General features: G+C 37.3%; 23 protein-coding genes and 3 tRNA genes. All 26 read left to right on the top strand.

Features of this window, described 5'->3' with window-relative positions:
- Positions 1–8: 8 nt before the first annotated feature.
- The 26 genes from ftsH (at position 9) to Q7J67_06685 (ending at position 23449) form a co-directional block, all read left to right on the top strand.
- On the top strand, positions 9–1868 hold the full coding sequence (gene ftsH / locus Q7J67_06560; protein MDO9464942.1) for an ATP-dependent zinc metalloprotease FtsH: 1860 nt from the start codon (positions 9–11) through the stop codon (positions 1866–1868).
- Between the two features lie 15 nt (positions 1869–1883).
- Positions 1884–2729 carry a dihydropteroate synthase gene (folP, locus tag Q7J67_06565; GenBank protein MDO9464943.1) on the top strand — a complete coding sequence of 282 codons (846 nt, stop codon included), beginning with the start codon at positions 1884–1886 and terminating at the stop codon, positions 2727–2729.
- On the top strand, positions 2729–3541 hold the full coding sequence (gene cdaA, locus Q7J67_06570; GenBank protein ID MDO9464944.1) for a diadenylate cyclase CdaA: 813 nt from the start codon (positions 2729–2731) through the stop codon (positions 3539–3541). Before folP ends, cdaA begins: the two co-directional genes overlap by 1 nt.
- 47 nt (positions 3542–3588) lie before the next feature.
- Positions 3589–3960, top strand: a complete 372-nt coding sequence (locus tag Q7J67_06575) for a CdaR family protein (protein ID MDO9464945.1) — start codon at positions 3589–3591, stop codon at positions 3958–3960.
- A gap of 45 nt (positions 3961–4005) precedes the next feature.
- The gene (locus Q7J67_06580; protein ID MDO9464946.1) at positions 4006–4731 is read left to right on the top strand and encodes a pyridoxine 5'-phosphate synthase; all 726 of its coding nucleotides are present in this window, start codon (positions 4006–4008) and stop codon (positions 4729–4731) included.
- 19 nt (positions 4732–4750) lie between these two features.
- Positions 4751–5824: a uroporphyrinogen decarboxylase family protein gene (locus Q7J67_06585; protein MDO9464947.1), complete on the top strand. Its 1074-nt coding sequence runs from the start codon at positions 4751–4753 to the stop codon at positions 5822–5824.
- Between the two features lie 5 nt (positions 5825–5829).
- Positions 5830–7410, top strand: coding sequence for an NAD(P)H-hydrate dehydratase (locus Q7J67_06590; protein MDO9464948.1), 1581 nt, complete (start codon positions 5830–5832; stop codon positions 7408–7410).
- Positions 7394–8692 carry an NCS2 family permease gene (locus Q7J67_06595; protein MDO9464949.1) on the top strand — a complete coding sequence of 433 codons (1299 nt, stop codon included), beginning with the start codon at positions 7394–7396 and terminating at the stop codon, positions 8690–8692. Before Q7J67_06590 ends, Q7J67_06595 begins: the two co-directional genes overlap by 17 nt.
- Before the next feature lie 47 nt (positions 8693–8739).
- Positions 8740–9282, top strand: a complete 543-nt coding sequence (locus tag Q7J67_06600; GenBank protein ID MDO9464950.1) for a flavin reductase family protein — start codon at positions 8740–8742, stop codon at positions 9280–9282.
- A gap of 66 nt (positions 9283–9348) precedes the next feature.
- A tRNA-Thr gene (locus Q7J67_06605) sits at positions 9349–9421 on the top strand.
- Between the two features lie 8 nt (positions 9422–9429).
- Positions 9430–9514, top strand: a tRNA-Tyr gene (locus Q7J67_06610).
- A 1-nt stretch (position 9515) separates the two neighbouring features.
- Positions 9516–9586, top strand: a tRNA-Gly gene (locus tag Q7J67_06615).
- Positions 9587–9627: 41 nt separating this feature from the next.
- On the top strand, positions 9628–10185 hold the full coding sequence (locus Q7J67_06620) for a flavodoxin family protein (GenBank protein ID MDO9464951.1): 558 nt from the start codon (positions 9628–9630) through the stop codon (positions 10183–10185).
- Complete coding sequence (locus Q7J67_06625; GenBank protein MDO9464952.1) at positions 10182–11537, top strand: phosphomannomutase/phosphoglucomutase; 1356 nt, start codon at positions 10182–10184, stop codon at positions 11535–11537. The genes Q7J67_06620 and Q7J67_06625 overlap by 4 nt, the downstream gene beginning before the upstream one ends.
- A gap of 6 nt (positions 11538–11543) precedes the next feature.
- Positions 11544–12140 carry a nitroreductase family protein gene (locus tag Q7J67_06630; GenBank protein MDO9464953.1) on the top strand — a complete coding sequence of 199 codons (597 nt, stop codon included), beginning with the start codon at positions 11544–11546 and terminating at the stop codon, positions 12138–12140.
- A 59-nt stretch (positions 12141–12199) separates the two neighbouring features.
- Positions 12200–13150, top strand: coding sequence for a GDP-mannose 4,6-dehydratase (locus Q7J67_06635; protein MDO9464954.1), 951 nt, complete (start codon positions 12200–12202; stop codon positions 13148–13150).
- Positions 13151–13163: 13 nt separating this feature from the next.
- Positions 13164–14132 carry a lysylphosphatidylglycerol synthase transmembrane domain-containing protein gene (locus Q7J67_06640; protein MDO9464955.1) on the top strand — a complete coding sequence of 323 codons (969 nt, stop codon included), beginning with the start codon at positions 13164–13166 and terminating at the stop codon, positions 14130–14132.
- An 88-nt stretch (positions 14133–14220) separates the two neighbouring features.
- A complete protein-coding gene (locus Q7J67_06645; GenBank protein ID MDO9464956.1) occupies positions 14221–16896 on the top strand; it encodes a valine--tRNA ligase in 2676 nt (891 codons plus the stop codon).
- A gap of 14 nt (positions 16897–16910) precedes the next feature.
- The gene (gene rpoZ / locus Q7J67_06650) at positions 16911–17165 is read left to right on the top strand and encodes a DNA-directed RNA polymerase subunit omega (GenBank protein ID MDO9464957.1); all 255 of its coding nucleotides are present in this window, start codon (positions 16911–16913) and stop codon (positions 17163–17165) included.
- A 1-nt stretch (position 17166) separates the two neighbouring features.
- Positions 17167–18396: a bifunctional phosphopantothenoylcysteine decarboxylase/phosphopantothenate--cysteine ligase CoaBC gene (gene coaBC, locus Q7J67_06655; protein MDO9464958.1), complete on the top strand. Its 1230-nt coding sequence runs from the start codon at positions 17167–17169 to the stop codon at positions 18394–18396.
- Positions 18397–18401: 5 nt separating this feature from the next.
- Positions 18402–19358 (top strand): NGG1p interacting factor NIF3, encoded by a 957-nt coding sequence (locus tag Q7J67_06660; GenBank protein ID MDO9464959.1) that lies wholly within the window; start codon positions 18402–18404, stop codon positions 19356–19358.
- 8 nt (positions 19359–19366) lie between these two features.
- Positions 19367–19951, top strand: coding sequence for a D-sedoheptulose 7-phosphate isomerase (locus Q7J67_06665; protein ID MDO9464960.1), 585 nt, complete (start codon positions 19367–19369; stop codon positions 19949–19951).
- Positions 19932–20402 (top strand): D-glycero-beta-D-manno-heptose 1-phosphate adenylyltransferase, encoded by a 471-nt coding sequence (gene rfaE2, locus Q7J67_06670; GenBank protein ID MDO9464961.1) that lies wholly within the window; start codon positions 19932–19934, stop codon positions 20400–20402. The genes Q7J67_06665 and rfaE2 overlap by 20 nt, the downstream gene beginning before the upstream one ends.
- Positions 20402–21445 carry an S-methyl-5-thioribose-1-phosphate isomerase gene (gene mtnA, locus Q7J67_06675; GenBank protein ID MDO9464962.1) on the top strand — a complete coding sequence of 348 codons (1044 nt, stop codon included), beginning with the start codon at positions 20402–20404 and terminating at the stop codon, positions 21443–21445. Before rfaE2 ends, mtnA begins: the two co-directional genes overlap by 1 nt.
- Positions 21442–21765 carry a phasin family protein gene (locus tag Q7J67_06680; protein ID MDO9464963.1) on the top strand — a complete coding sequence of 108 codons (324 nt, stop codon included), beginning with the start codon at positions 21442–21444 and terminating at the stop codon, positions 21763–21765. Before mtnA ends, Q7J67_06680 begins: the two co-directional genes overlap by 4 nt.
- An 88-nt stretch (positions 21766–21853) precedes the next feature.
- Positions 21854–23449 carry a glycosyltransferase family 39 protein gene (locus Q7J67_06685; GenBank protein MDO9464964.1) on the top strand — a complete coding sequence of 532 codons (1596 nt, stop codon included), beginning with the start codon at positions 21854–21856 and terminating at the stop codon, positions 23447–23449.
- Positions 23450–23512: the final 63 nt, after the last annotated feature.

Here is a 23512-nt window from a genome sequence, read left to right on the forward strand (position 1 = left end):
GCTCATAATTGAACAAACCCAAGTTGAACAAACCCAAATTAAACAAATTTAATAAAACATTAGCTATCTGGCTTGTGCTTGGAATAATAGTAATTTTCTTTGTCCAATTTTCGCAAATGCAGGGAAAGAGTACAAAAAAGATTGTATACAGTCAATTCATAGCAGATATTAATGCTAGCAGTGTGAAAAACGTTGAAATAGCAGGTAAGAATATTTCAGGACAATATGTTACTGGAGATAAATTCACAACATATGCAATAGAAAATCCAGATTTATGGAAATTTCTAAAGGAGCATAATGTTGAGGTAAAAGGGAAACCAGAGACAAGTATATGGCAGCAACTAGTAGTAGGCACGATTCCATTTTTATTATTTATAGGCTTTCTGTGGTTCTTTGTATATAGACAGATGCAGTCTGGTGGCAAACAAGCATTTTCCTTTGGTAAAAGCAGAGCCAAGATGATAAAGGAAGATAGACCTAAAATAACTTTTAAAGATGTAGCAGGTATAGATGAAGCAAAAGAGGAGCTACAGGAGATAATAGAATTTCTAAAGACCCCAGAGAAATTTCAGAAATTAGGCGGCAAGTTACCAAAAGGGGTATTATTGATGGGGCATCCAGGCACAGGAAAGACGCTCTTGGCAAAAGCAGTTGCTGGAGAGGCAAAATGCGCTTTTTTCAGTATAAGCGGTTCTGATTTTGTAGAGATGTTTGTAGGAGTGGGGGCATCGCGTGTGCGGGACTTATTTGAGCAGGGAAAAAGGAATAGTCCGTGTTTGATTTTCATAGATGAGATTGACGCAGTAGGCAGGCAGCGCTTTGCTGGTCTTGGCGGTGGACATGATGAAAGAGAACAGACCCTAAATGCTTTACTTGTGGAAATGGACGGATTTAATACAAAAGAGGGTGTAATTTTAATTGCTGCAACAAATCGGCCAGATGTGCTGGATCCAGCACTTCTGAGACCAGGTAGATTCGATAGAACTATTATGGTTGAGATGCCAGATATCAAAGGCAGAATGGGTATATTGAAAGTTCATACAAAGAACCTTACGCTTGGCAAAGATGTTGCTCTTAATGTTGTTGCAAGAGGGACTCCTGGTATGTCAGGTGCAGATCTGGAGAACCTATGTAATGAAGCTGCAATTGTTGCATCAAGAAAGAATAAAAGCAAGATTGAAATGTCTGATTTTGAGGAAGCCAGAGATAAAGTAATGATGGGAATAGAGCGAAAAAGTCTTGTTATTAGTGATGAAGAGAAGAAAATTATTGCCTATCATGAAGCTGGGCATACATTGGTTCAGTATTACTTGCCCGATGCAGATCCCATTCATAAAGTTTCAATTATTCCAAGAGGAAGAGCTCTGGGCTTGACTCACATATTACCTGAGAAGGATAAGTATATTGAGAGCAAATCCCATTATATGAGTAATCTAGTAAGTTTGATGGGAGGAAGAGCTGCAGAGATATTAGTGTTTAATAATACATATACAGGCGCCAAGAATGATATAAGGGTCGCTACGGAGCTTGCCAGACAAATGGTATGTGAATGGGGAATGAGCGAGAAGCTTGGTCCTCTTTCATTTGGCCGCAGGCATAATCAGGTTTTTCTTGGAAGAGATATAACAGAAGAAAGGGAATATAGCGAGGACACAGCAAAGAAGATAGATATAGAAGTTCGCAATCTGGTTGAAAATGCATATAAACAGGCAGAAAATACTATTAAGAAGAATCGGGACAAATTGGATAAAATTGTAAAAGAATTATTGGAGAAAGAAGTAATTGATAGAAAGGATGTAGAGGCTATTCTTGAAGGCAAATCTGCAAAGAAGAAACCAACAAATAAATCTCGTAAAAAGGAATCTTGATTCAGATAATTTCCCATGCATAGTAAATTCATATTAAGATGTGGTAAACACACAATAGATTTGAGGAAAAAACCAGCATTAATGGGTATATTGAATGTGACCCCAGATTCTTTTTCTGACGGAGGATTGTACAATACACGTCAAAAGGCAATAAATCGGGTTGATGAGATGGTCGCAGAGGGGGCGGATATTATAGATATAGGAGGTGAGTCAACGCGTCCGAGCGCAGAACCAGTCAGTGAAAAAGAAGAAAGCGCCAGAGTTATCTCTTTGATAAAGGAGATAGTTAAGAAATTTAATCTGCCTGTTTCAATTGATACAAGAAAAACAGAAGTTGCGAAGAAAGCTCTGGACGCAGGTGCTTGTATGGTAAATAATGTAGGCGGATTGAAAGGGAACAGGGGACTTGGTAAAATCGTAGCGCATTATGACGTTCCTATTATTCTTATGCATATGAGAGGAAACCCGCAAACTATGCAAAGGGAGGGTAAGTACAGGTCGGTCGTCTCAGATATTATAGAGGAATTAAAAAGCAGTATAGCCCTGGCACAGGATGCTGGAATAAGAGAAGATAATATCTTGGTAGATCCAGGAATTGGGTTTGGCAAAACTACAGAGGATAATTTAAAAATTATTAATAGAATTAGTGAATTCAAGATACTGGGAAAGCCAGTTGTCTTAGGCCCATCAAGAAAATCGTTTATAGGAAATGTGCTTAATTTAGATGTTAAGGAACGACTTGAAGGTACATTAGCTGCAGTGGCATATGCTGTCTTAAAGGATGTAAGCATTATTCGCGTTCATGATGTTGTAGAGACAAGAAGAGTTATTGATATGATAAAAGCTATAAAGGATGTTTAGTGTTTTCAGACTTTCTTAATAATACTATAAGGTTTTTTTCGGTTTTAGGCTGGCGAGATTTTGTAGAAATTCTTGTATTGGCTGTTATTTTCTATAGAGTCTTTTTGTTTATTAAAGGCACCAGAACTATCCAGGTTATGAAGGGACTCTTTATCATTGTGCTTGTTGCGCTTTTGGCAAAGATTATGAATTTATACACGATAAGCTGGATACTTGAGAAAGTATTAGCTATAGGCGTAATAGCCATCTTAATTGTTTTTCAACCTGAATTAAGGCGTGCTCTTTCAAGAATAGGACAGAATCCACTTAATATATCCTTGCAAGAAGATGAGTTAATAGACGAAATAGTAAAATCTGTAAATATGCTTTCCAGAAAGAATATTGGTGCACTTATTGTAATTGGTCGTGAAATTGGTCTGAAAGATTATATGGAAACAGGTGTTCGTATAAATGCTAAAGTTACAAGTGAACTGTTAAGCAGTATTTTTACTCCTAATTCACCGCTTCACGATGGCGCAGTCATAATTGAGCGAGGAGAACTTGTCGCTGCAAGCTGTATTCTGCCTCTTGTAGAACTGCCTAATATCGGGAGAGTGCTGGGAACCAGACATAGAGCTGCCTTGAGTTTAACAAAAGAGACCGATGCAACAGTAATTGTAGTATCAGAAGAAACTGGAGGTATCTCTGTTGCAATAAGGAGAAAGCTGACACGTGATATAGATGGTATTACTTTGAGAAAAATATTGCATAACTTATATGCTCCTAGTGAGAAAAGTAAAAAAGCTTTCTGGATATGGAAGAGAAATAAGTAATGTTCAAAAATTGGGGATTTAAAATATTGTCATTTTTTATTGCCTGTATGATTTGGTTTTATATATCAGGGGAGGAGGGGGCAGATGTTGCAAAAAGAAGAGAAAAAGATAAAGTGTTAAGGAATGTTGTTGTAAAGGTAGTACATCCATTTTCTTTTATCTTGCAAGCGGAACTAAATCCAAAGTATGTAAGTGTGCAAATAAGAGGCGCATCTCATGTTGTAGATAAACTAACTTCTGAAAGCATTCTTGTTTTTGTAGATGTAAGTGCTTTAAACAAGGGGAAATATGTTTTGCCAGTACAAATTAAACTACCTGCAGATGTAAAACTTGTTCAAATTACTCCTCTTACAGTAAAGGTACTGCTTAAAGACATAATTGGAATATCTGTCCCTTCTCTTGTGCAAGAAAAGGGGTAATAAGGGGATAAGTTAACTCACTCTATCCATCAAAAGAGATATGCAATGTCAAAATTAGGTGTAAATATAGACCATATTGCAACAGTTAGACAAGCTAGAAAAACCTTTGAACCTGATCCTGTTAAAGCAGTTCATTTATGCGAAACCGCAGGTGCTGATAGCATTGTTTCTCATTTAAGAGAGGATAGAAGACACATCAATGATAGAGATATAAGATTAATAAAAGAAATCGTAAACATAAGGTTCAATCTTGAAATGTCAATTGCAGCTGAAATCGTTGATATTGCTCTGAAACTTGAACCTGATCAGGTAAGTTTAGTTCCTGAAAAGAGAGAAGAAGTGACAACAGAAGGCGGGCTGGATGTAGTTTTGAAAAGGAATGAATTAAAGGAGATAATCCAGCGTTTCAAGGATAAGGGTATTGTTGTGAATCTTTTTATAGATCCTGAAATATCCCAAATAGATGCGTCTTTAGAGGTCAACTCAGACGCTATTGAACTGCATACGGGGAGTTATGCAAATGCAACCAGTCAGTCAGCTATGGAATATGAATTCAAGAAGATTGTAGGCGCTACAGGTTATGCCAGAAAACATGGGCTTATTGTGCATGCAGGGCATGGGTTGACATATTTCAATGTGAGAAGAATAGCCGACATCAAGGAAATAGAAGAACTAAATATCGGACATTCAATTATATCACGCGCCGTATTTGTCGGGCTGGAAAGGGCTGTAAAGGATATGATAGATATTATAAAAGGTAATTCCAAATAAAATAAAAGGAACATAAACTATGTCTCAAGAAAAAATGAGCTCTCAAGAGAGAGTAAAAACAGCAATTTCAAGAAAAATTCCAGACCGTGTGCCTATTCATGACAGTCCATGGGGTGCAACAATAAAGAAATGGCATGAGCAGGGATTACCTGAGAGAAAAAGCCCTCGAAAGTATTTTGGATATGATATTGTCAACATTAGTGCGAATCTCACACCGCGATTGACAACAAAGATTATTGAAGAAAATGAAGAGTATATTGTTGAGACAACGTCCACAGGTGGAATCAGAAGAAACCATAGGGACTATTCAACCACTCCAGAAATAATAGAGTGTCCGGTTAAGAAAAAGAACGATTGGCCGTTTATAAAAGAGCGACTAAAACCAGACTTTAAACGTATAGACTGGGCATCTGCATGGGGGTACTACCAGAAAGCTAGAGAAGATGGATTATATATAGTCTTTGGCGCAGCAAGCGGTTACGATCTTCTGCAGTCTTATATTAAAAGTGAAGAACTGCTTATTTTTATGGCTACTGATCCCGAATGGATCAAGGAAATGGTTGATACGACATCTGATTTAATTCTTGAGACAGTAAAGATGATGTACAAAGAAGGATTTCGCTTTGATGGGGTATGGGTTTATAACGATATGGGATACAGGAACAGCTCCCTGTTCTCACCTAGCATGTATGAGAGAATTATAGCTCCATCAGACAAGAAACGCAATGACTGGTTTCATGAGCATAAGATGCAAACTATTCTTCACTCTTGTGGATGTGTGAAAGGATTAATTCCATCCTTAATCAAGCATGGTTTTGACTGTCTTCAGCCATTAGAGGTAAAAGCAGGAATGGATTTAAGGGAACTTAAACCAGAATACGGGGATAAAATCGCACTCTTTGGGGGAATTAATGTAATGTTGATGGAGGATCCTGATGATTCAAAAATTGAAAAGGAAATTCAGGAAAAATTTGAAATTGCCAAAAAAGGCGGAGGTTATCTTTTCCATTCAGACCATTCTATACCTCTGGACGTGAGTTTCAGAAAATACCAGTTTGTAATGGATTGTGTAAAGAAATATGGAAGGTATTAGGACTCATGAAAGTAGCTAGTTTCGACCAGATGAGGGAGATAGACAGAATTGCTATGGAGAAGTATGGCATCAATGGTCTAGATCTTATGGAAAATGCAGGATGCGCAGTGAGCAAGAATGCAGAACAAATGCTGGCTGAAATAAAAAATACGCGGGTTCTTGTAGTCTGCGGGAAAGGCAATAATGGGGGAGACGGCTTTGTAGCAGTACGTCATCTTCTGAATTCAAAATGTGTTAAAGACATAGATGTTAAAATAGCGTTTCTTGGCAATATTAAAGACATAAAAGGTGATGCAAAAACAAATTTTGATATTACAAAGGAGATGGGTGCTGATATATTTGAAATCGTTGAATTAAAGCAGCTACAAAAAGTGAAACATGTTTTTTCTCATGCAGGTTTAGTAATAGATGCAATCTTTGGTATTGGATTAAAAGGTGCAGTAAGAGGCGTAATGTTTGAGGTAATTAGGTTCATAAACATGCTGAAATCAAATAAGGTTCTTTCTGTTGATTTACCTTCAGGACTTTATGAGGGTTTTGATGAAAAGAAAGACGTTTGTATTCAAGCTGATAGGACAGTTACTTTTGGCCTGCCAAAAAAAGAGTTATTGATTTATCCTGGTATTGGATTTACAGGTAAACTTATTACTCAGGACATAGGTCTTCCTAAAAAACTTTTGACAGATCCAAAATTAAAACTAAATTTGATGACCCATAGTGAGTTATCTTTTCTTATTCCTAAGCGATCGATTAATTCACATAAAGGTACCTTCGGACATGTGTTTATTATAGCTGGCTCCAGAGGATTAACAGGTGCGGCGGCTCTAGCTAGTCTTGGAGCTCTTTATTCTGGCACAGGTCTTGTCACACTTGGAATCCCTGAGAGTTTGAATTCTACTATGGAAATGAAGCTGACAGAAGTTATGACAAAACCTCTGGCTGAAACCACGGATGGAAGCTTGAGTAAAAAGGCAAGAAAAGAAATACTGGATTTTTCATCAAAGGTTGATGCTGTTGCCATAGGCCCAGGAATTTCTAGAAATTCCGAAACAAGTTCTTTAATTCGCGAATTAATAGAATCATTAGAAAAACCAGTTGTAATTGACGCAGATGGAATTAATGCACTTGCTGGGCATGTATCAATGCTTAAAAAGAGAAAGTATCCAACAATTTTAACTCCTCATCCTGGTGAAATGGCGGGACTTATTGAAAGGCACGTGTCTGAAGTTACTTCAGATAGAATAAACATAGCAGAAAAGTTTGCAATTACATATAAAACTATTACATTGCTAAAAGGAGCAGGAACGATTATTGCCGATGAAAGAGGCAATGTTTATATAAATCCCACAGGTAATCCTGCTTTAGCCATAGGGGGAATGGGAGATGTTCTTACCGGGCTTATCTCAGGATTGATTGCGCAAGGTCTTTCTGGATTAGACGGGGCAAAGCTCGGAGCATATTTACATGGTCTGGCAGCAGATATGTGGAAAGACGAAAACAAGCTGGATAGATGTTTGACTGCTACAGAATTAGTAAACTACATACCAAAGGCTTTCGCAAGGATATATAATGAAAACTTTTTTTAAACTGGATGAATTAGGAACTAATGTCAGACAAGAGGTAATTGCTGGAGTAACAACATTTGCCACTATGGCGTACATAATTATTGTTAATCCAAAGATTCTGGAAGCAGCAGGTATGCCTTTTGGCGCATCTATGACAGCTACCATATTAAGCGCTTTCTTTGGAACACTGCTAATGGGTATTTATGCAAAACGGCCATTTGCAATTGCTCCTTATATGGGCGAAAATGCATTTATTGCTTTTACAGTTGTTAAAGTGCTTGGATATAGTTGGCAAACTGCTCTGGGTGCTATATTTATTGGCGGTGTTCTGTTTACACTGCTTACTATTTTTAAGATACGCAGCTGGCTGGCCAATTCAATACCGGAAGGGCTTAAAATAGCTTTCGTAGTGGGCATCGGACTGTTCTTAACATTCATTGGTCTTAATGAAACAGGAATTATAAAATTGGGAGTGCCTGGAGCCCCAGTATGTGTCGGAAATTTTAAGAATGTCCCTGTTTTGTTATCTATACTTGGATTTTTATTGATAGGTTTTTTGATGATAAAGAGAATAAAAGGAGCAATTCTATTTGGAATTCTGGCAATCACTTTTCTTGCTTTTTGTATGGGAGTAACACCAGCTCCAGATAAATGGGTCAGTATGCCACCCAGTATAGTACCTATTTTTCTTAAACTGGATATATTGGGTGCATTAAAGTGGGGATTCTTTTCGGTTATTTTAACCGTGTTTGTAATGGACTTTGTGGATACTCTGGGGACACTAATCGGGGTGTCATACAAAGCCGGTTTTTTAGATAAGAATGGGAACCTGCCAGAGATTGAAAAACCGATGTTATGCGATTCTTTAGCAACAGTTGTTGGTGCTTTACTAGGCACAACTACAACAGGCACATATATTGAGTCAGCAGCAGGAATTGAATCAGGGGGCAGGTCTGGGTTAACCTCTGTAGTAACAGCATTTTTATTTCTGTTGGCGCTGTTTTTTAGCCCTTTCTTTAGAATAGTTCCTTCATGTGCTTATGGCCCAGCTTTGATCATTGTTGGCATGCTTATGCTTTCTCCAATTGCCAAGGTAAAATTTAATGATTTTACTGAGGTCATTCCTGTTTTTTCTGTTATTATTTTGATGAGTTTTACATATAATTTGGGTATTGGGATGACTGCCGGCTTTGTGATTTATCCTCTTATGAAGGCATTGTCGGGAAGATTCAGAGAAGTTCCTCTTGGGTTGTGGATATTAGGGGTATTATCCCTTGTTTTCTTTGTTTTCTATCCATATTAAATATAAAATACGCTCTCAACTGACAAAAAACAAAAGGAGAAAACACAGTGAAACTAGATTTAAATAACTGGTACAAAGTCTTAGCACCCAGACCTACAGTATTAGTAGCAACGGTTAATGAGAAGGGGATTTCAAATGCTGCACCGTTTAGTTTTGTCATGCCAGTCTCAATGAAGCCGGCTTTAGTTGCCTTTAGCTCTGCACATAAACGGCATACATTGGCTAATATCCGTCTAGTCAGAGATTTTACAATCAATATCCCTGGGAAAGAACTGCTGAATCAGGTCTGGAAGTGTGCGGAGAGTCTTTCTGAAGGAGTAAGTGAAATAAAAGAGTCTAACTTGACAGAAGTTAAGCTGGACGGAATAAAATCTCCTGGAATAAAAGAGTGCTATGCAATATTTAGCTGTAAACTTTTTAAAGAAATTTCAGCTGGTGACCATGTACTGGTAATCGGAGAAGTAATCGGAGCAGAGATAAGGGCAGATGTCTTTGAAAACAAAAAGTTCGATTCCCATGCAGCAAGTCCACTCATGCATATCGGAGCAGATGAATTTTCACTGCCCGGAGAAAAACTCATAGCTGGATAAAGCTCATACGGAAATCTTGCCATTTAAATTAAAGCATGTATAATAGCAGGGTTCTAAGATTGCGTTGCCGGTGTAGCTCAGTTGGTAGAGCAGCTGATTTGTAATCAGCGGGTCGGGGGTTCAAGTCCCTTCGCCGGCTCTAAAAATGGGGAGATTCCCAAGTGGCCAAAGGGATCAGACTGTAAATCTGACGGCGATGCCTTCGGAGGTTCGAATCCTCCTCTCCCCACCATGCGGGTGTAGTTCAGTGGTAGAACACAAGCTTCCCAAGCTTGATACGAGGGTTCGATTCCCTTCACCCGCTCTTCGCAATATACATATCGCAAGTAATGATGGAGTTTTTACATGAAAGTATTAGGGATAAATGGAAGCCCAAGGAGAGGTGGGAACACAGATATTCTTCTTGATAATGTATTGAAGGGCGCCCAAAATAAGGGTGCTGAGGTGGAGAAAATTGTCTTAAATGATCTTGAATTTTCTCCCTGTCAGGAGTGTGAGAACATGCCCAATGACGGATTCTGCATAATTGAAGACAATATGCAAACTATTTATAGAAAGGTGGAAGAAGCAGATGTTATAATTTTGGCTTCTCCAATATTCTTTGGAAGTCTTAGTGCGCAGACCAAAATGATGATAGACAGGTTTCAATGTGTCTGGAGAGCTAAGTATATATTTAAAAAACAAGTTTTTGGAAAAAGGAAGATAGGAGTTTTTATTTCTGTAGAGGGATCAAAGAGGAAAGATTTCTTTGATAACGCAAGATCAATTGTAAAGAATTTTTTTGTTACTATTAATGCAGATTACAAAGAAGATCTTTTCTGTTTCGGAATTGGTGAAAAGGGTGCTATATTAAAGCATCCAGAATTACTAAAAAAAGCCTTCAGGCTAGGAGAAAAACTATGAATACGCAGATTTTCAGGGAATATGATATTCGAGGGTTAGTGAAAGAGGATCTAACAGAAGAGGTTGTTACAAACATCGGTAAAGCAGTTGGCACGCATATGTCAGGAAACAAGAAGATTGCGGTAGGACATGACAACAGATTAAGTTCTAAAAGTTTGAATAATTGGCTGATAAGCGGACTTATTTCAACTGGCTGCAATGTTATTGATGTTGGGGAAGGACCAACGCCTATGCTTTACTTTTCAATTCTGCATTATAAGGCAGACGCAGGAATAATGATAACAGGCAGTCACAATCCAATCGAATATAATGGATTTAAAATATCTAAAGGTATTGCTTCAATATATGGCGAGGAAATTCAGAAACTAAGGGAAACTATAGAGTCCAATGATTTTTTAACCGGAGAGGGGACTGTCGAAGAAGAAGATCCTAGACAGACATATTTCCAAACGCTTAAATCAAAGATAGAGATAAAGAAGAAACTTAAGGTGGTTATTGATGCAGGAAACGGAACAGCCAGTGACATTGCACCAAGATTGTTTAGAGATCTGGGATGTAAAATTATTCCTCTTTATTGTGAATCTAACGGCAGTTTTCCAAACCATCTTCCTGACCCTACTGTAGATAAATATGTGGCTGATTTGATAGCAAAGGTAAAAGAGACAAAAGCAGATGTTGGAATTGCCTATGATGGGGATGCAGACAGGGTTGGCGCAATTGATAATGAAGGGAATATAATCAGAGGGGACAAGTTACTTGCTCTTTACGCGCGGGACATACTCTCAAAAGGAAAAGCAAAGATAATATTTGATGTTAAATGCTCTCAGGCATTAATAGAAGACATTCGGGAACATGGCGGAGAACCTATAATGTGGAAGACAGGACATTCACTTATTAAGCAAAAAATGAGAGAAGAACAAGCTCCTCTGGCAGGAGAAATGAGCGGGCACATGTTTTTTGCGGATAATTATTTTGGATATGACGATGGTATATATGCATCAGGAAGACTGCTCCAGTTTCTATCCGCGAAGGACAAATCGTTGGCAGATATAGTTAGAGAGATACCGCATTATTTTTCCACGCCTGAAATAAGGGTAAATTGTGCATCTGAAGAAGAGAAATTTAAGGTGATGGATAGTGTTGAAAAATATTTCAAATCAAAATATGACACAATTGATATTGATGGAGTAAGGATTTTGTTTAAAGATGGCTGGGGACTGGTAAGAGCATCAAATACACAGCCATTATTGGTATTAAGATTTGAAGCTAAAACTCAAGAAAGGCTTGAAGAGATAAAGAAAATAGTACATAAAAAACTGGATGAATTCTCGTCAATAGACAAAAATTGGTAAAGAAAGATGATGATGAATGTATATGACGCAATTGTTAAGAGACGTTCTATCAGACGATTTAATCAAAAACCTGTTTCCTCTGACATATTGAAAAAACTTGTTAATGCAGGTCGTCTTGCTCCATCAGGTGCCAATCTCCAGCCGTGCGAGTATATAATTATTCAGGATGAAGAACTAGTTAATAAGGTTTTTGGTACGCTTAAATGGGCAGGATATATTGCGCCTGAAGGGAATCCAAAGGAGGGGGAACAACCTGTAGCTTATATTGTTGTTCTTCTCAACAGCGAGAAGAGAGCAACTGGCGGTGAACACGATGCATCAGCGGCTATAGAAAACATTATCCTTACTGCTATGGAAGAGAATATTGGGACATGCTGGATAGGATCAATTGACAGAACCAGTTTAAGAAAAACATTAAATATACCGGGTAAATGCGAGATAGACTCTGTACTTGCTCTCGGATATCCCAATGAAAGTCCGAAAGCTGTAGAGATGCAAGATTCCATTAAGTATTGGAAGGACGGGGAGGGGGTATTAAACGTCCCAAAAAGAAGTCTTAATGATGTATGTTTCTTTGATGAGTATGGGAAGGATAAATTGTAAATTGCCTTCTCATATGCTATATTCACTCCGTTATACTTAGCCATGGAAGGGGACGATGTATGGATGATGGACACATTCTTGTAACAGGTGGTGCAGGTTTTATTGGGTCTAATCTTGTAAAAAGATTATTAGATGATAACAGGGCTATCATTTGCGTAGATGATTTTAATGATTATTATTCTCCTTTAATAAAGGAAAATAATATTAAACAGTTTCTTAGCCAGAAAAATTTCAAACTATATAGAATTGACATTCGGGATTTCAATTCTCTAAAGGGAATCTTCTCATCTAATAGAATAAGCAGAGTTGTTCATCTGGCTGCAAGGGCAGGAGTTAGGCCTTCGCTTGAAAACCCGCTACTTTACGAAGAGGTCAATTTGAGAGGAACAATGCACTTATTGGAATTAAGCAAGAATGTCAAAAACTTTATTTTTGCTTCATCTTCTTCTGTATATGGTAATAATAAAAAAATTCCCTTTTCAGAACATGACAATGTGGATAAAGCAATTTCTCCATATGCAGCTACTAAGAAGGCTGGAGAAGTTATGTGTCATGTATATCACCATCTTTATAACATACCAATCTCTTGCCTGAGATTTTTTACTGTATATGGTCCATCAGGAAGACCTGACATGGCAACCTATAAATTTACAAAATGGATTGATGAAGAAAAAGAACTTCTAAGATTCGGAGATGGACATTCTAAAAGAGATTACACCTATGTTGATGATATTATTGATGGAGTAATATCTGCTCTGGATAAGCAATTTGAATATGAAATTTTCAACCTCGGCAATTCTCATCCAATAGAATTAAATTATTTCATCAACGTGATAGAAGAAGAACTTGGCAAAAGAGCAAAGATAACAAAACTTCCTACTCAGCCCGGTGATGTGAGTATTACGTACGCAGACATCAGCAAATCCAAGAAGATGCTAAATTTCCAGCCCAAGGTTTCCATAGAGGATGGAATCGCTGAATTTGTCAGGTGGTATAAAAGCAGTAAATAAATAGGCAATATCCATGAAAAAGACCCTGTTTTGGATTCTAAAATTATGTATTAGTATAGGAATTCTCTGGTATGTCTTCTCAAGACCGGATATTAGCCTTCATAAAATAGTAGAACATATCAAAAGCATAGAATTATCACGCCTTCTTATGGCAATTGGATTGTATATTGTTGTTGTTTTTATAGCCTGTTTAAGATGGCAGAAACTTCTCAAAGGACAGGGCATATATCTTCCATTTTTCAAAACGTTAGAACTGAATTTTATTGGACTATTTTTTAATACCTTTATGCCAAGTCTGACGGGTGGAGACGTTGTAAAGGCATATTATGTGTCAAAACACACTGACCAAAGACTTGAAGCAGCGACAACAGTGCTTATTGACAGAATTGTTGGCATGCTGGCTCTTCTTGCGATAGGCGCAGTGGCAAGTCTCTATGCTATATCAGATCCTCAGATTAGAAAACCTGCAATAAGTATAGTTGTGGTTTTTTTGATAATAACTATTTTATGTATTGCTTTTTTTAACAAGCGCCTTATGAAAAAATTCTCTTTTGATGTAAAAAAAGAAAGGTGGCAAAAAGCTGTTGTTTCTTTAAAGCGTGTGTACTCAGCATTCTATATTTACAGGTCCAAAAAAGCCTTGCTTGCTGAAGTTTTCCTAATGTCTATCGTTATACAGATTATGTCCATATTGATAAATTACCAGATAGCATTGGGTCTGGGGTTAAATGTTTCAATGAAATATTTCTTTTTGTTTATTCCAATTATTGCAGTTATAAGCACGATTCCAATCACATTCGCAGGATGGGGACTTGGAGAGAGTATGTATAAATATTTTTTTGGACTTGTTACCGAAGCTTGCGGTTTAGCTCTAACCATGTCAATAATTGTGAGACTTATCGTACTCATTTTAAATCTTTTCGGTGGCATATTCTATATATTTCATAAGCCTCCAAAACTTTCTCAAGATGAACAAACCTGAGCTCATTGATTATAAAGGCGCTAAAATTGACTTTGTCTCTAAAAAAGCATAAAATCATGTTACTTGGCATTATTAAGGAATATTTAAAATGGTCTTAGTTGAGACTGAGATATCGAAAAAATATGACTCGAGACAAGTAGAAGACAAGTGGTATTCTTTCTGGGAAAAGAATGGATTCTTTCATGCAAAAGTAACTTCTGGTAAGAAATCGTTCTGTATTGTTATTCCTCCGCCAAATGTAACTGGAGTTCTGCACATGGGGCATGCATTAGACGAGACTCTTCAGGATATTCTGGTCAGATGGAAGAGAATGCAGGGGGTTAATGCTCTATGGATACCAGGAACTGACCATGCGGGAATTGCTACACAAAATGTAATAGAGAAAAGACTCTCTCAGGAAGGGCTAACGCGAGACAGTCTTGGCAGAGAAAAATTTCTTAAATATGCATGGAAATGGAAGGAAGAGTATCGCAGTAGAATAATAAGTCAATTGAAAAGATTGGGGACATCATGTGACTGGTCAAGAGAAAGATTTACGATGGACGATGATTATGCAAGGTCTGTAAAAGAAGCCTTTATTAGGTTGTATAAAAATAAATTGCTATATAGGGATAATTATATTGTTAATTGGTGCCCCCGTTGTCAGACCGCGATTTCAGATATAGAGGTAGAGAGAAAGGAATTGAAAGGCAGTCTGTACTACCTTAATTATCCTTTAGAGCAAAGCAATGACCAAATAGTAATTGCTACCACTAGACCAGAAACAATGCTTGGAGATACCGCAATTGCTGTTCACCCTCAGGACAAACGATACAAAAGGTTTATAAAGAAGGTAGTTATATTGCCTATTATTGGAAGAAAAATTCCTGTTATTTCTGATGAGAGAGTGGATAGCTCATTTGGAACAGGTGCAGTTAAAGTAACACCAGCTCATGATCCGGTTGATTATGAAATCGGACTTGCGCATAATCTGAAACAAGTTGTTGTCATAGATGAAAAAGGCAGAATGAATAAAAATGCTGGTGTTTATAATGGAATGGATAGATATTCCTGCAGAGAAAAATTAGTGGAAGATCTAAAAAAAGAAGGGTACCTCTTGAAGATAGAAAGTCATCTTCACAATGTAGGGCATTGCTCAAGATGTCATACTGTTGTGGAGCCATTAGTTTCCAAGCAATGGTTTGTTAGTATGAAATCATTAGCTCAACCTGCGATAAAGGCTGTAACCAGCGGTAAAATAAAGTTTTCACCGCCTAGATGGGAAAAGGTTTACTTAAACTGGATGGAGAACATTAAGGACTGGTGTATTTCAAGGCAGATCTGGTGGGGACACGAAATACCAGTTTGGTATTGCAGTAATTGTGGAGAAATAATAGTAGACATAGAAAAACCTTTGAAATGTGGGAGATGTGAAAGCATGGGTCTGGAGAAGGATTCTGATGTGCTTGATACATGGTTTAGCTCTGCCTTGTGGCCTTTTGCTACAATGGGATGGCCTAACCAGACAAAAGAGTTAGGTTATTTCTATCCTACAACAGTATTAGTTACTGGATATGACATAATATATTTTTGGGTTGCACGTATGATTATGATGGGATTGCAGTTTATGGATAAGATTCCTTTTGAGAGAGTTTATCTTCATGGGATTGTCAGAGATTCTTCAGGAAAGAAAATGAGCAAATCCGCTGGGAATGTAATTGATCCCATAGATCTTGTTAACCAATACGGCGCCGATACATTGCGATTGGCTCTTGCAGACCTCTCAACCTTGGGAGGGCAGGATATTCTGTTGACAACTACAAGAATAGAAGGAGCAAGAAATTTCTGTAATAAATTGTGGAATGCTGGACGTTTTTCGATAACAAATTTAGCGGGGTATAAGAACTTAAATATTGACTTGACTTCTCATAATCTGGCATCGGATGATTGGTTCATCTTAACTAAATTAAATCAAACCATTGTATCTCTAACTGAAAGTCTGGAAAGGTACAAGTTCAATGAAGCTGCAAGTAAAATCTATAACTTCTTCTGGCATGAATTCTGTGACTGGTATCTGGAAATAATAAAGCATAGAATGTCTGAGGGAACAGGTTGTGCTGCAGCCCGAGCAGTGCTATTTTACGTGTTGAAGCAAAGTCTTAAATTGTTACATCCTTTTATACCGTTTATCACAGAAGAAATATGGCAGAATCTAAGAAAGACTGTAGCTCCGGACTTAGATAAAAGTATTATGATATCATCCTGGCCGGAAGCAGATTCTAGATATGTTAATTTGGAAGAGACCAACAAAGCAATGCTTAAATATGAGGTTATTAATGTTGGTAGAAATTTGAGAGGGGATTGGAATATTCCTCTATCAGAAAATCTCAATTATATAGTCAAGACGACCAGTATAGAGGAGGGAAAAGCACTGAGTTCAGATAGAATAGGAATGCAAAGATTATTACACGCTACAGATGTGAAAATAGGTTACAATATAAAGGTTAGTTCTCCATTTCCTTCAGATCTTACTAAATCTGGGATAGAGGTATTTTTGTGCTTAGGCGATAAATTCGATTTTGCTTCAGAGAAAAACCGCCTTGAAAAAAAGATTGCTAAATTAGAAGAGGAATTTGAGAAGATAGGCAGAAAGATTGATAATCAAGATTTCTTAGGTAAAGCACCAAAAGATGTCATAAAAAATCAACACAAAAAAAGGGAAATGATTAGTAAAAACAGGATAAAATTAATAGAAAACCTGGATAAGGTTAAAAGTTTTTTATAATAAGGGAGAAAAACATGGTAGATTCAAATAGGGAAGAACTTTTAGGGAAGGCAGATAATATATTCATTCTGCTAAATATGGCTGCAAAGAGAGCAAGACAGCTTAATGCAGGATCGCCAAAACTTGTAGATATCAAAGATACACCAATAAATATTGCCCTAGAGGAAATCAGAACAGGAATGATAGGTTGGGAACCTGTAAAGAATGAAAAGACAGAGCCTGAAGCAATGGAAAAGGGTAAAGAGAAAAAAGAAAAAAAGAAAAAGTAAGATGCTAACAGGAAAAACAATAATTTTTGGTGTTACGGGTAGCATTGCAGCATACAAAGCAGCGGAAATAGTAAGAAGATTAAAGGACTTAAATGCAAATGTCAGGGTTGTCATGACCGTGAATGCTGTTAACTTCATTGGAGAGACAACATTACGGACACTCTCCAATAATCCTGTGTATATTAATATGTTCCCTCCCTCAGGCGGGCTTGAAGACCCACTAACTCATATAGCTATAAGTGATAGTGCTGACTTGTTCCTTGTAGCACCGGCAACTGCCAATATTATAGGAAAAGTAGCAAGTGGTATTGCAGATGACCTTCTCTCTACAACATTACTGTCTGCTGGGAATAAACCCGTTTTGATGGCTCCTGCTATGAATGAGAGGATGTATAAAAGTCATATATACAAACATAATGAGAAAAAGCTGCAGATAGCTGGTGTCAAATTTATTAATCCTGATTACGGAAAGTTGGCATGTGGAAAAGAAGGAGAGGGGAGACTGGCATCAGTGGACTCAATTATTCAGCATGTTGTTGACGTCTTAATTGAAAGGGATCTTTTTGATACATATGACCTGAAAGGGAAAAGAGTTCTTGTAACAGCAGGTGGCACAAGAGAGTATATAGACCCTGTAAGATTTATTGGAAATCCAGCTACAGGGAAAATGGGATTTGCCTTAGCACATACTGCACGAGTAAGAGGGGCAAATGTAACATTAATAAGTGGAAAAACACTTTTAGCTCCTCCTGAGAGTGTAAAATACATCTCAGTGGAAACTGCAGATCAAATGGGCAAAGCTGTCCTGGATAGTTTTGAACAAGCTGATATTTTAGTAATGGCTGCTGCTGTTGGTGATTTTAAACCCCAAAAAACAGAAAAAAACAAAATAAAAAGAAAAGGTATGTTAAAAATAGATTTGGAGCCTACGGATGATATATTAGAAAAACTGGGCAAAATAAAAAATGGTAGAATTATTGTCGGCTTTGCAGCGGAAACTAATAATCTTATAAAAAACGCCAGGACAAAATTAAAGAAAAAAAACCTGGATTTAATAGTAGTTAATGACGTAACTCAGCCTGATGCTGGCTTTGAAAGCGAGACTAATATTGTAAAAATAATCGATAGAAGCAATAATGTAGAAGAATTACCAAAGTGGACTAAAGAAGAAGTAGCCCATAGAATCTGGGATAGAATTGTGGAACTCATTAATAAAAATAAAAGAGCATAAGTCATATGAACCTGAAAGAACTCTATAGAAAAGCAATTAAAATTGGGATTAAAAATGATCCGAGAAGCGAAAAAACCGTTTTGGGGGAACTTAAGAAAAACAAGAATAAATATGAGGAATTAAAGAAAAAAGAGAAAGAATTTTTTGATAAAGAATCTCTTGAAAATCCATACTCTGACTCAAGAATATTAAATGGCAGCGGTGATGAGACGATTAAAACTGTGCTTGTCGGTATAGATATTGAAGTTGGCGAGCTCATTCTGGCAGATATCCTAAGAAATAGAGGCAAACAGATAGATGCAGTTATAGCTCATCATCCTGAAGGATTGCCATATGCGATGCTGTATGATGTAATGAAAATGCAGGCAAACATTCTCAGTTTGCACGGTGTACCAATTAATGTAGCAGAAAGCCTGATGGAACATAGAGTTAAGGAAGTTCAGAGAAGACTTATGCCGATAAATCATACAAGAGCAGTTGACGCAGCCAGATTAATCGGACTGCCTTTTATGAACCTTCATACACCTGCCGATAATATGGTGGCGACATACTTGCAGAGGCTTTTTGATAAAGAAGAACCTTGTACAATGAACGAAGTTGTAAGCATGCTGTTGGAAATAGAGGAGTATAAGCAAGCTGCGATGAATGGTGCAGGCCCTAATATTCTTATTGGATCAAAAGAGAGAAGCGCTGGCAAAATATTTATAGATATGACAGGCGGAACGGAAGGCTCAAAGGATATATTCAAAATGCTTCTTGCTAGTGATATAAACACAATTGTGTGTATGCATTTAAGTGAGGATCATAGAAAAGAGGCTGAAAAGAATCACTTGAACGTCATAATCGCAGGGCATATAGCAAGTGATAATCTAGGTTTAAATCTCATGTTTGATCGTTTGCTACTAGATCCGAAGATTAATGTGATTGAATGCTCTGGATTCAGGCGGGTTAAGAGAAAGTAAATAGAACTATGGACAAACACATAGTAGAAATACTCGAGGAGAGCATCGCAGTAAAGCAGGATATTATAGCTAATCAGATTGACGTTATAGTTAAGATGGTAAACAGCATTGCTGATGTGTTGAGCGGGGGAGGGAAGCTGCTTGTTTTTGGGAATGGAGGCAGTGCTGCTGACGCACAGCATATTGCTGGAGAACTGGTTGGCAGGTTTGAACTGGAACGAAGCGCACTACCGGCAATTGCCTTAACTACAGATAGCTCTGTAATAACCTCAATATCCAATGATTACAGCTTTAATGAGATTTTTTCGCGTCAGATAGAGGCATTAGGAACTCAGAAAGATATGGCTTTGGGTATATCAACAAGTGGAAGTTCCGAGAATGTATTAGCTGGTATCCGTAAGGCAAAAAACATGAAACTTGCAACTATTGGATTTTCAGGCAAAGAAGGTGGAACACTTGCAAAAATAACAGATTTGTGCTTCATTGCCCCTTCCTCAAGTACACCACGTATTCAGGAAGCTCACATTACAGTAATTCACATAATCTGTAAACTTGTGGAAGAAAGATTATATTGTGAGCAAAGACAAAGTTAAATCTCTTTCCGCATTAAAGGAAATAATAGACTCTTTTAAAAAGCAAGGGAAGAAGATAGGTTTTACGAATGGTTGTTTTGATCTCATACATGTTGGACACATAAAATATTTAAGAGCTGCAAAAAAGCTTTGCGATATACTCATAGTTGCTATAAACAGTGACAAATCCGTAAAGGGCTTAAAGGGCAATAAAAGGCCTCTATTCCCTCAGGATGAACGCGCTGAGATACTCTCTGCTTTTGAATTTGTTGATTACGTTGTAATTTTTGATGAACCGGACCCTGATAAAACTATATCAGCATTACTCCCTGATATTCTGGTAAAGGGAGGAGATTATAAGATAGATCAGATTATTGGCAGAAACACTGTAACCTCGCACGGCGGAAAGGTTATAACCATTCCGGAAGTGAAGGGGAAGTCAACTTCAGAGATTATTAAAAAGATTAAGTAATGCCTGTTGAAACAATCCAGTGGCACAAAGGAAGAATTAAGCTGGTAGATCAGACTTTGCTTCCAAACAAGTTTAAGCACATATATTGCGATACCGTAAAGAGTATATGGGAGGCTATTAAAAATTTGAGGGTTCGAGGGGCTCCTGCCATAGGTATTGCCGGGGCATTGGGTGTAGTTCTTGGCATGCAGAATTCAAAGGCAAAAGGTTATGCTCAGTTTAAAAAACGACTGGAACAAGTTATATCATATCTATCATCCTCAAGACCTACTGCCGTTAACCTTTTCTGGGCGCTGGATAGAATGCGCGTATGTTGCGAACAACATAGAAATCTCTCAGTTAATACAATAAAATCCAAATTGTTAAATGAAGCAAAAAAAATCATAGATGAAGATAAAAATATTTGCAGGAACATTGGTAGGAACGGTGCAAAGCTTATAAAAGATGGAGATGTGGTTTTAACTCATTGTAATGCTGGAGGATTGGCAACCGCTGATTATGGAACAGCCCTAGGTGTAATTTTTTTTGCAAATGAGCAAGGCAAGAAGATAAGAGTTTATGCAGACGAAACTCGGCCATTACTGCAAGGAGCAAGGCTTACAACATGGGAGCTAATGCGTGCAGGGATTGATGTTACATTAATCTGCGATAATATGGCAGGTTCATTGATGAGACAAGGGAAAATAAGTTGCGTAATAGTCGGAGCTGATAGAATCGCCTCTAATGGAGACACTGCAAATAAAATAGGAACTTATAGTCTGGCAGTGCTTGCAAAGGCGCATAATATTCCTTTTTATGTAGCTGCTCCTATTTCCACATTTGATATGAAAATAAAATCAGGGAAACAGATTCCAATTGAGCAAAGGTCTCCTGAAGAAATAACAAATCTATATGGGAAAAGAATTGCGCCTAAAAATATAAATGTATATAATCCTGCCTTTGATGTAACCCCTGCAAGACTTATATCTGCAATAATAACAGAATGTGGTATAATTAAAAAACCTGATAAGAAAAAAATAATAGAAAGGAAGGTGAAATCATGAAGGATTTTATAAAAAAAGCAACAGAGTTTGCAGCACAAACAGAAGAGAAAGCTAATGAGCTCATTTATGAACTTTATAAAAAAGGGAAAATAGGCAGCAAAGAAGCTAAAAAAATGACTATTGAATGGGCAAAAAGAATAAAGAAAAATGCATCTACTCTTCAAAAGAAGCTTGACGGACAGATACATCAGGCAATCCACAAATTAAATATTCCTACAAGAAAAGAGATAGAAGATATTGAGAAAAGGCTCAATGCATTAGAAAAAACAAAGAAGCTTTCTGTTAAGCCGAGGAAATCCAAGACTCGTGCTAAAAAATAAAAAACTCAGAATCATTATTCCACTCACAATCTTTATTTTTGCCTTATCCATAAGATTCGTTTACCTCTATCAAATGAGGGATAATCCTATGTTTTTTAATATCCCAGCGGGACTGGATCAGGAAAGATTTGATAAATTTTCTCTTCAAATTTCACATGGAGATATTCTGGGAGGGAAAGGCATTTATTCGCAATCCCCTCTTTATCCATACTTTCTTGCCTTAATATACAGCTTATTTGGGCATAGTTCTGTCATGGCAAGAATATTCCAAATGATCATGGGAGCTGGAACATGTGTTTTATTGTACTTAATAGGAAGTAGAATCTTTAATAGAACGGTTGGCGTAATATCAGGAATCATTTGCAGCTTATACGGAGTATTGATATTCTATGAAGGAGAATTATTGCGTGTAACAGTCACAGTCTTCTTAACTGTACTTTTAGTTTTCTCAATTGTATGTCTCTCAAAGAGCAAAAAAGCTGTCATATGGTTAATTCCGGGGATTGTACTCGGCTTGTTGATACTATGCAGGCCAAATAATATCATATTGGTTCTATTTATTCTGATATGGTTGGTTTATGTGACGCTAAAGAATAAAAAACTATTAATTAAGCGATTTATGTGTTTTTTCTTTGGTGTTTTATTTGCGCTTACACCTCTTTTTATTCGCAATCACATTGTTGGAGTTAATTTGTTCTCCATGTCTTCTCAGGGAGTAACTGCATTTGTGTGCGGTCACGATGCTAGATCTCCCGGCAGTGGATTCTATTACATCAAAGACGATACATATTCCGGGAAAAATCAGATACAAACATGTTTTAATGTTTTAAAAACAGCATTCAAAACGCCTTCTATATGGTTCCGCCAGCAGATAAAAAAGTCTATTGCTTTCTGGAACGGATACGAGATACCAAATAATTCCAATTTTTATTTATCGAGAAAATTCTCCAGTCTCCTGAGCCTTCCTCTTCCCGGTTTTGTATTTATAGCTTCAATGGGAATAATAGGTATTATTATATCTATTCGAAATTGGCAAAGGTATTTACTTGTATATTTAATAATTATTGGCTGCTTTTGCTCTGTAATGGCCTTTTATATCCTGTCAAGATTTCGACAGCCTATAGTGCCGTTCTTAATATTGTTTACAGGGTTTTTTATTGATTGGTTATGGAAGAAAGCCAGGGACAAAGATTTCAAGAAACTAGTTTTTTTTCTTCTATGTGCTGCTTTTTTATCTTTTGCAATGTGGCCGAGACCGCAGCAATTTATATTACCGCAGGACCATTACAATATGGGTCTTTCCTATGTCATGGGCGAAAAGTATAGCAACGCAATCATGCAGTTTGATAACGCGATAAAATTAAGAGCGAATTATATTAAGCCTATTTATATGAAGGGATTTTGCCTTCTTCGACAGAGAAAGCCGAGACTAGCTATAAGAGAATTTGAAGAGGTTCTGAAACTTGATCCTTATTATGCAAAGGCATTGAAAAGCACGGCAATAGCTTACGGTACTTATGTTAGAGACAAATCTAAGGCGGTTTATTACCTTGATAGATATCTCAAGTTGTGTCCTGATGATATAGAGATGTTGAAACTCCGTTCTAAGGTAATGCAAGAAGTTTTATGCAAATTCATACTATCCATCTCTCCTAAGGACTATAAATTATCAGTCACATCCTAAATTGTTTATGTTTCTTCTCTTCACCTTGTGGATACTACCGTTCTGTGAATAACTTTCCAAGTT

The organism is bacterium (assembly GCA_030652805.1).
GTDB lineage: Bacteria > JAHJDO01 > JAHJDO01 > JAHJDO01 > JAHJDO01 > JAHJDO01.

Bases quoted from the DNA above. Each gene is read 5' to 3' on its own strand.
- folP (MDO9464943.1), top strand. From the start codon at position 1,884: ATGCATAGTAAATTCATATTAAGATGTGGTAAACACACAATAGATTTG.
- Q7J67_06575 (MDO9464945.1), top strand. From the start codon at position 3,589: ATGATTTGGTTTTATATATCAGGGGAGGAGGGGGCAGATGTTGCAAAA.
- Q7J67_06580 (MDO9464946.1), top strand. From the start codon at position 4,006: ATGTCAAAATTAGGTGTAAATATAGACCATATTGCAACAGTTAGACAA.
- Q7J67_06585 (MDO9464947.1), top strand. From the start codon at position 4,751: ATGTCTCAAGAAAAAATGAGCTCTCAAGAGAGAGTAAAAACAGCAATT.
- Q7J67_06590 (MDO9464948.1), top strand. From the start codon at position 5,830: ATGAAAGTAGCTAGTTTCGACCAGATGAGGGAGATAGACAGAATTGCT.
- Q7J67_06595 (MDO9464949.1), top strand. From the start codon at position 7,394: ATGAAAACTTTTTTTAAACTGGATGAATTAGGAACTAATGTCAGACAA.
- Q7J67_06620 (MDO9464951.1), top strand. From the start codon at position 9,628: ATGAAAGTATTAGGGATAAATGGAAGCCCAAGGAGAGGTGGGAACACA.
- Q7J67_06625 (MDO9464952.1), top strand. From the start codon at position 10,182: ATGAATACGCAGATTTTCAGGGAATATGATATTCGAGGGTTAGTGAAA.
- Q7J67_06630 (MDO9464953.1), top strand. From the start codon at position 11,544: ATGATGATGAATGTATATGACGCAATTGTTAAGAGACGTTCTATCAGA.
- Q7J67_06635 (MDO9464954.1), top strand. From the start codon at position 12,200: ATGGATGATGGACACATTCTTGTAACAGGTGGTGCAGGTTTTATTGGG.
- Q7J67_06640 (MDO9464955.1), top strand. From the start codon at position 13,164: ATGAAAAAGACCCTGTTTTGGATTCTAAAATTATGTATTAGTATAGGA.
- Q7J67_06645 (MDO9464956.1), top strand. From the start codon at position 14,221: ATGGTCTTAGTTGAGACTGAGATATCGAAAAAATATGACTCGAGACAA.
- rpoZ (MDO9464957.1), top strand. From the start codon at position 16,911: ATGGTAGATTCAAATAGGGAAGAACTTTTAGGGAAGGCAGATAATATA.
- coaBC (MDO9464958.1), top strand. From the start codon at position 17,167: ATGCTAACAGGAAAAACAATAATTTTTGGTGTTACGGGTAGCATTGCA.
- Q7J67_06660 (MDO9464959.1), top strand. From the start codon at position 18,402: ATGAACCTGAAAGAACTCTATAGAAAAGCAATTAAAATTGGGATTAAA.
- Q7J67_06665 (MDO9464960.1), top strand. From the start codon at position 19,367: ATGGACAAACACATAGTAGAAATACTCGAGGAGAGCATCGCAGTAAAG.
- mtnA (MDO9464962.1), top strand. From the start codon at position 20,402: ATGCCTGTTGAAACAATCCAGTGGCACAAAGGAAGAATTAAGCTGGTA.
- Q7J67_06680 (MDO9464963.1), top strand. From the start codon at position 21,442: ATGAAGGATTTTATAAAAAAAGCAACAGAGTTTGCAGCACAAACAGAA.
- Q7J67_06685 (MDO9464964.1), top strand. From the start codon at position 21,854: ATGTTTTTTAATATCCCAGCGGGACTGGATCAGGAAAGATTTGATAAA.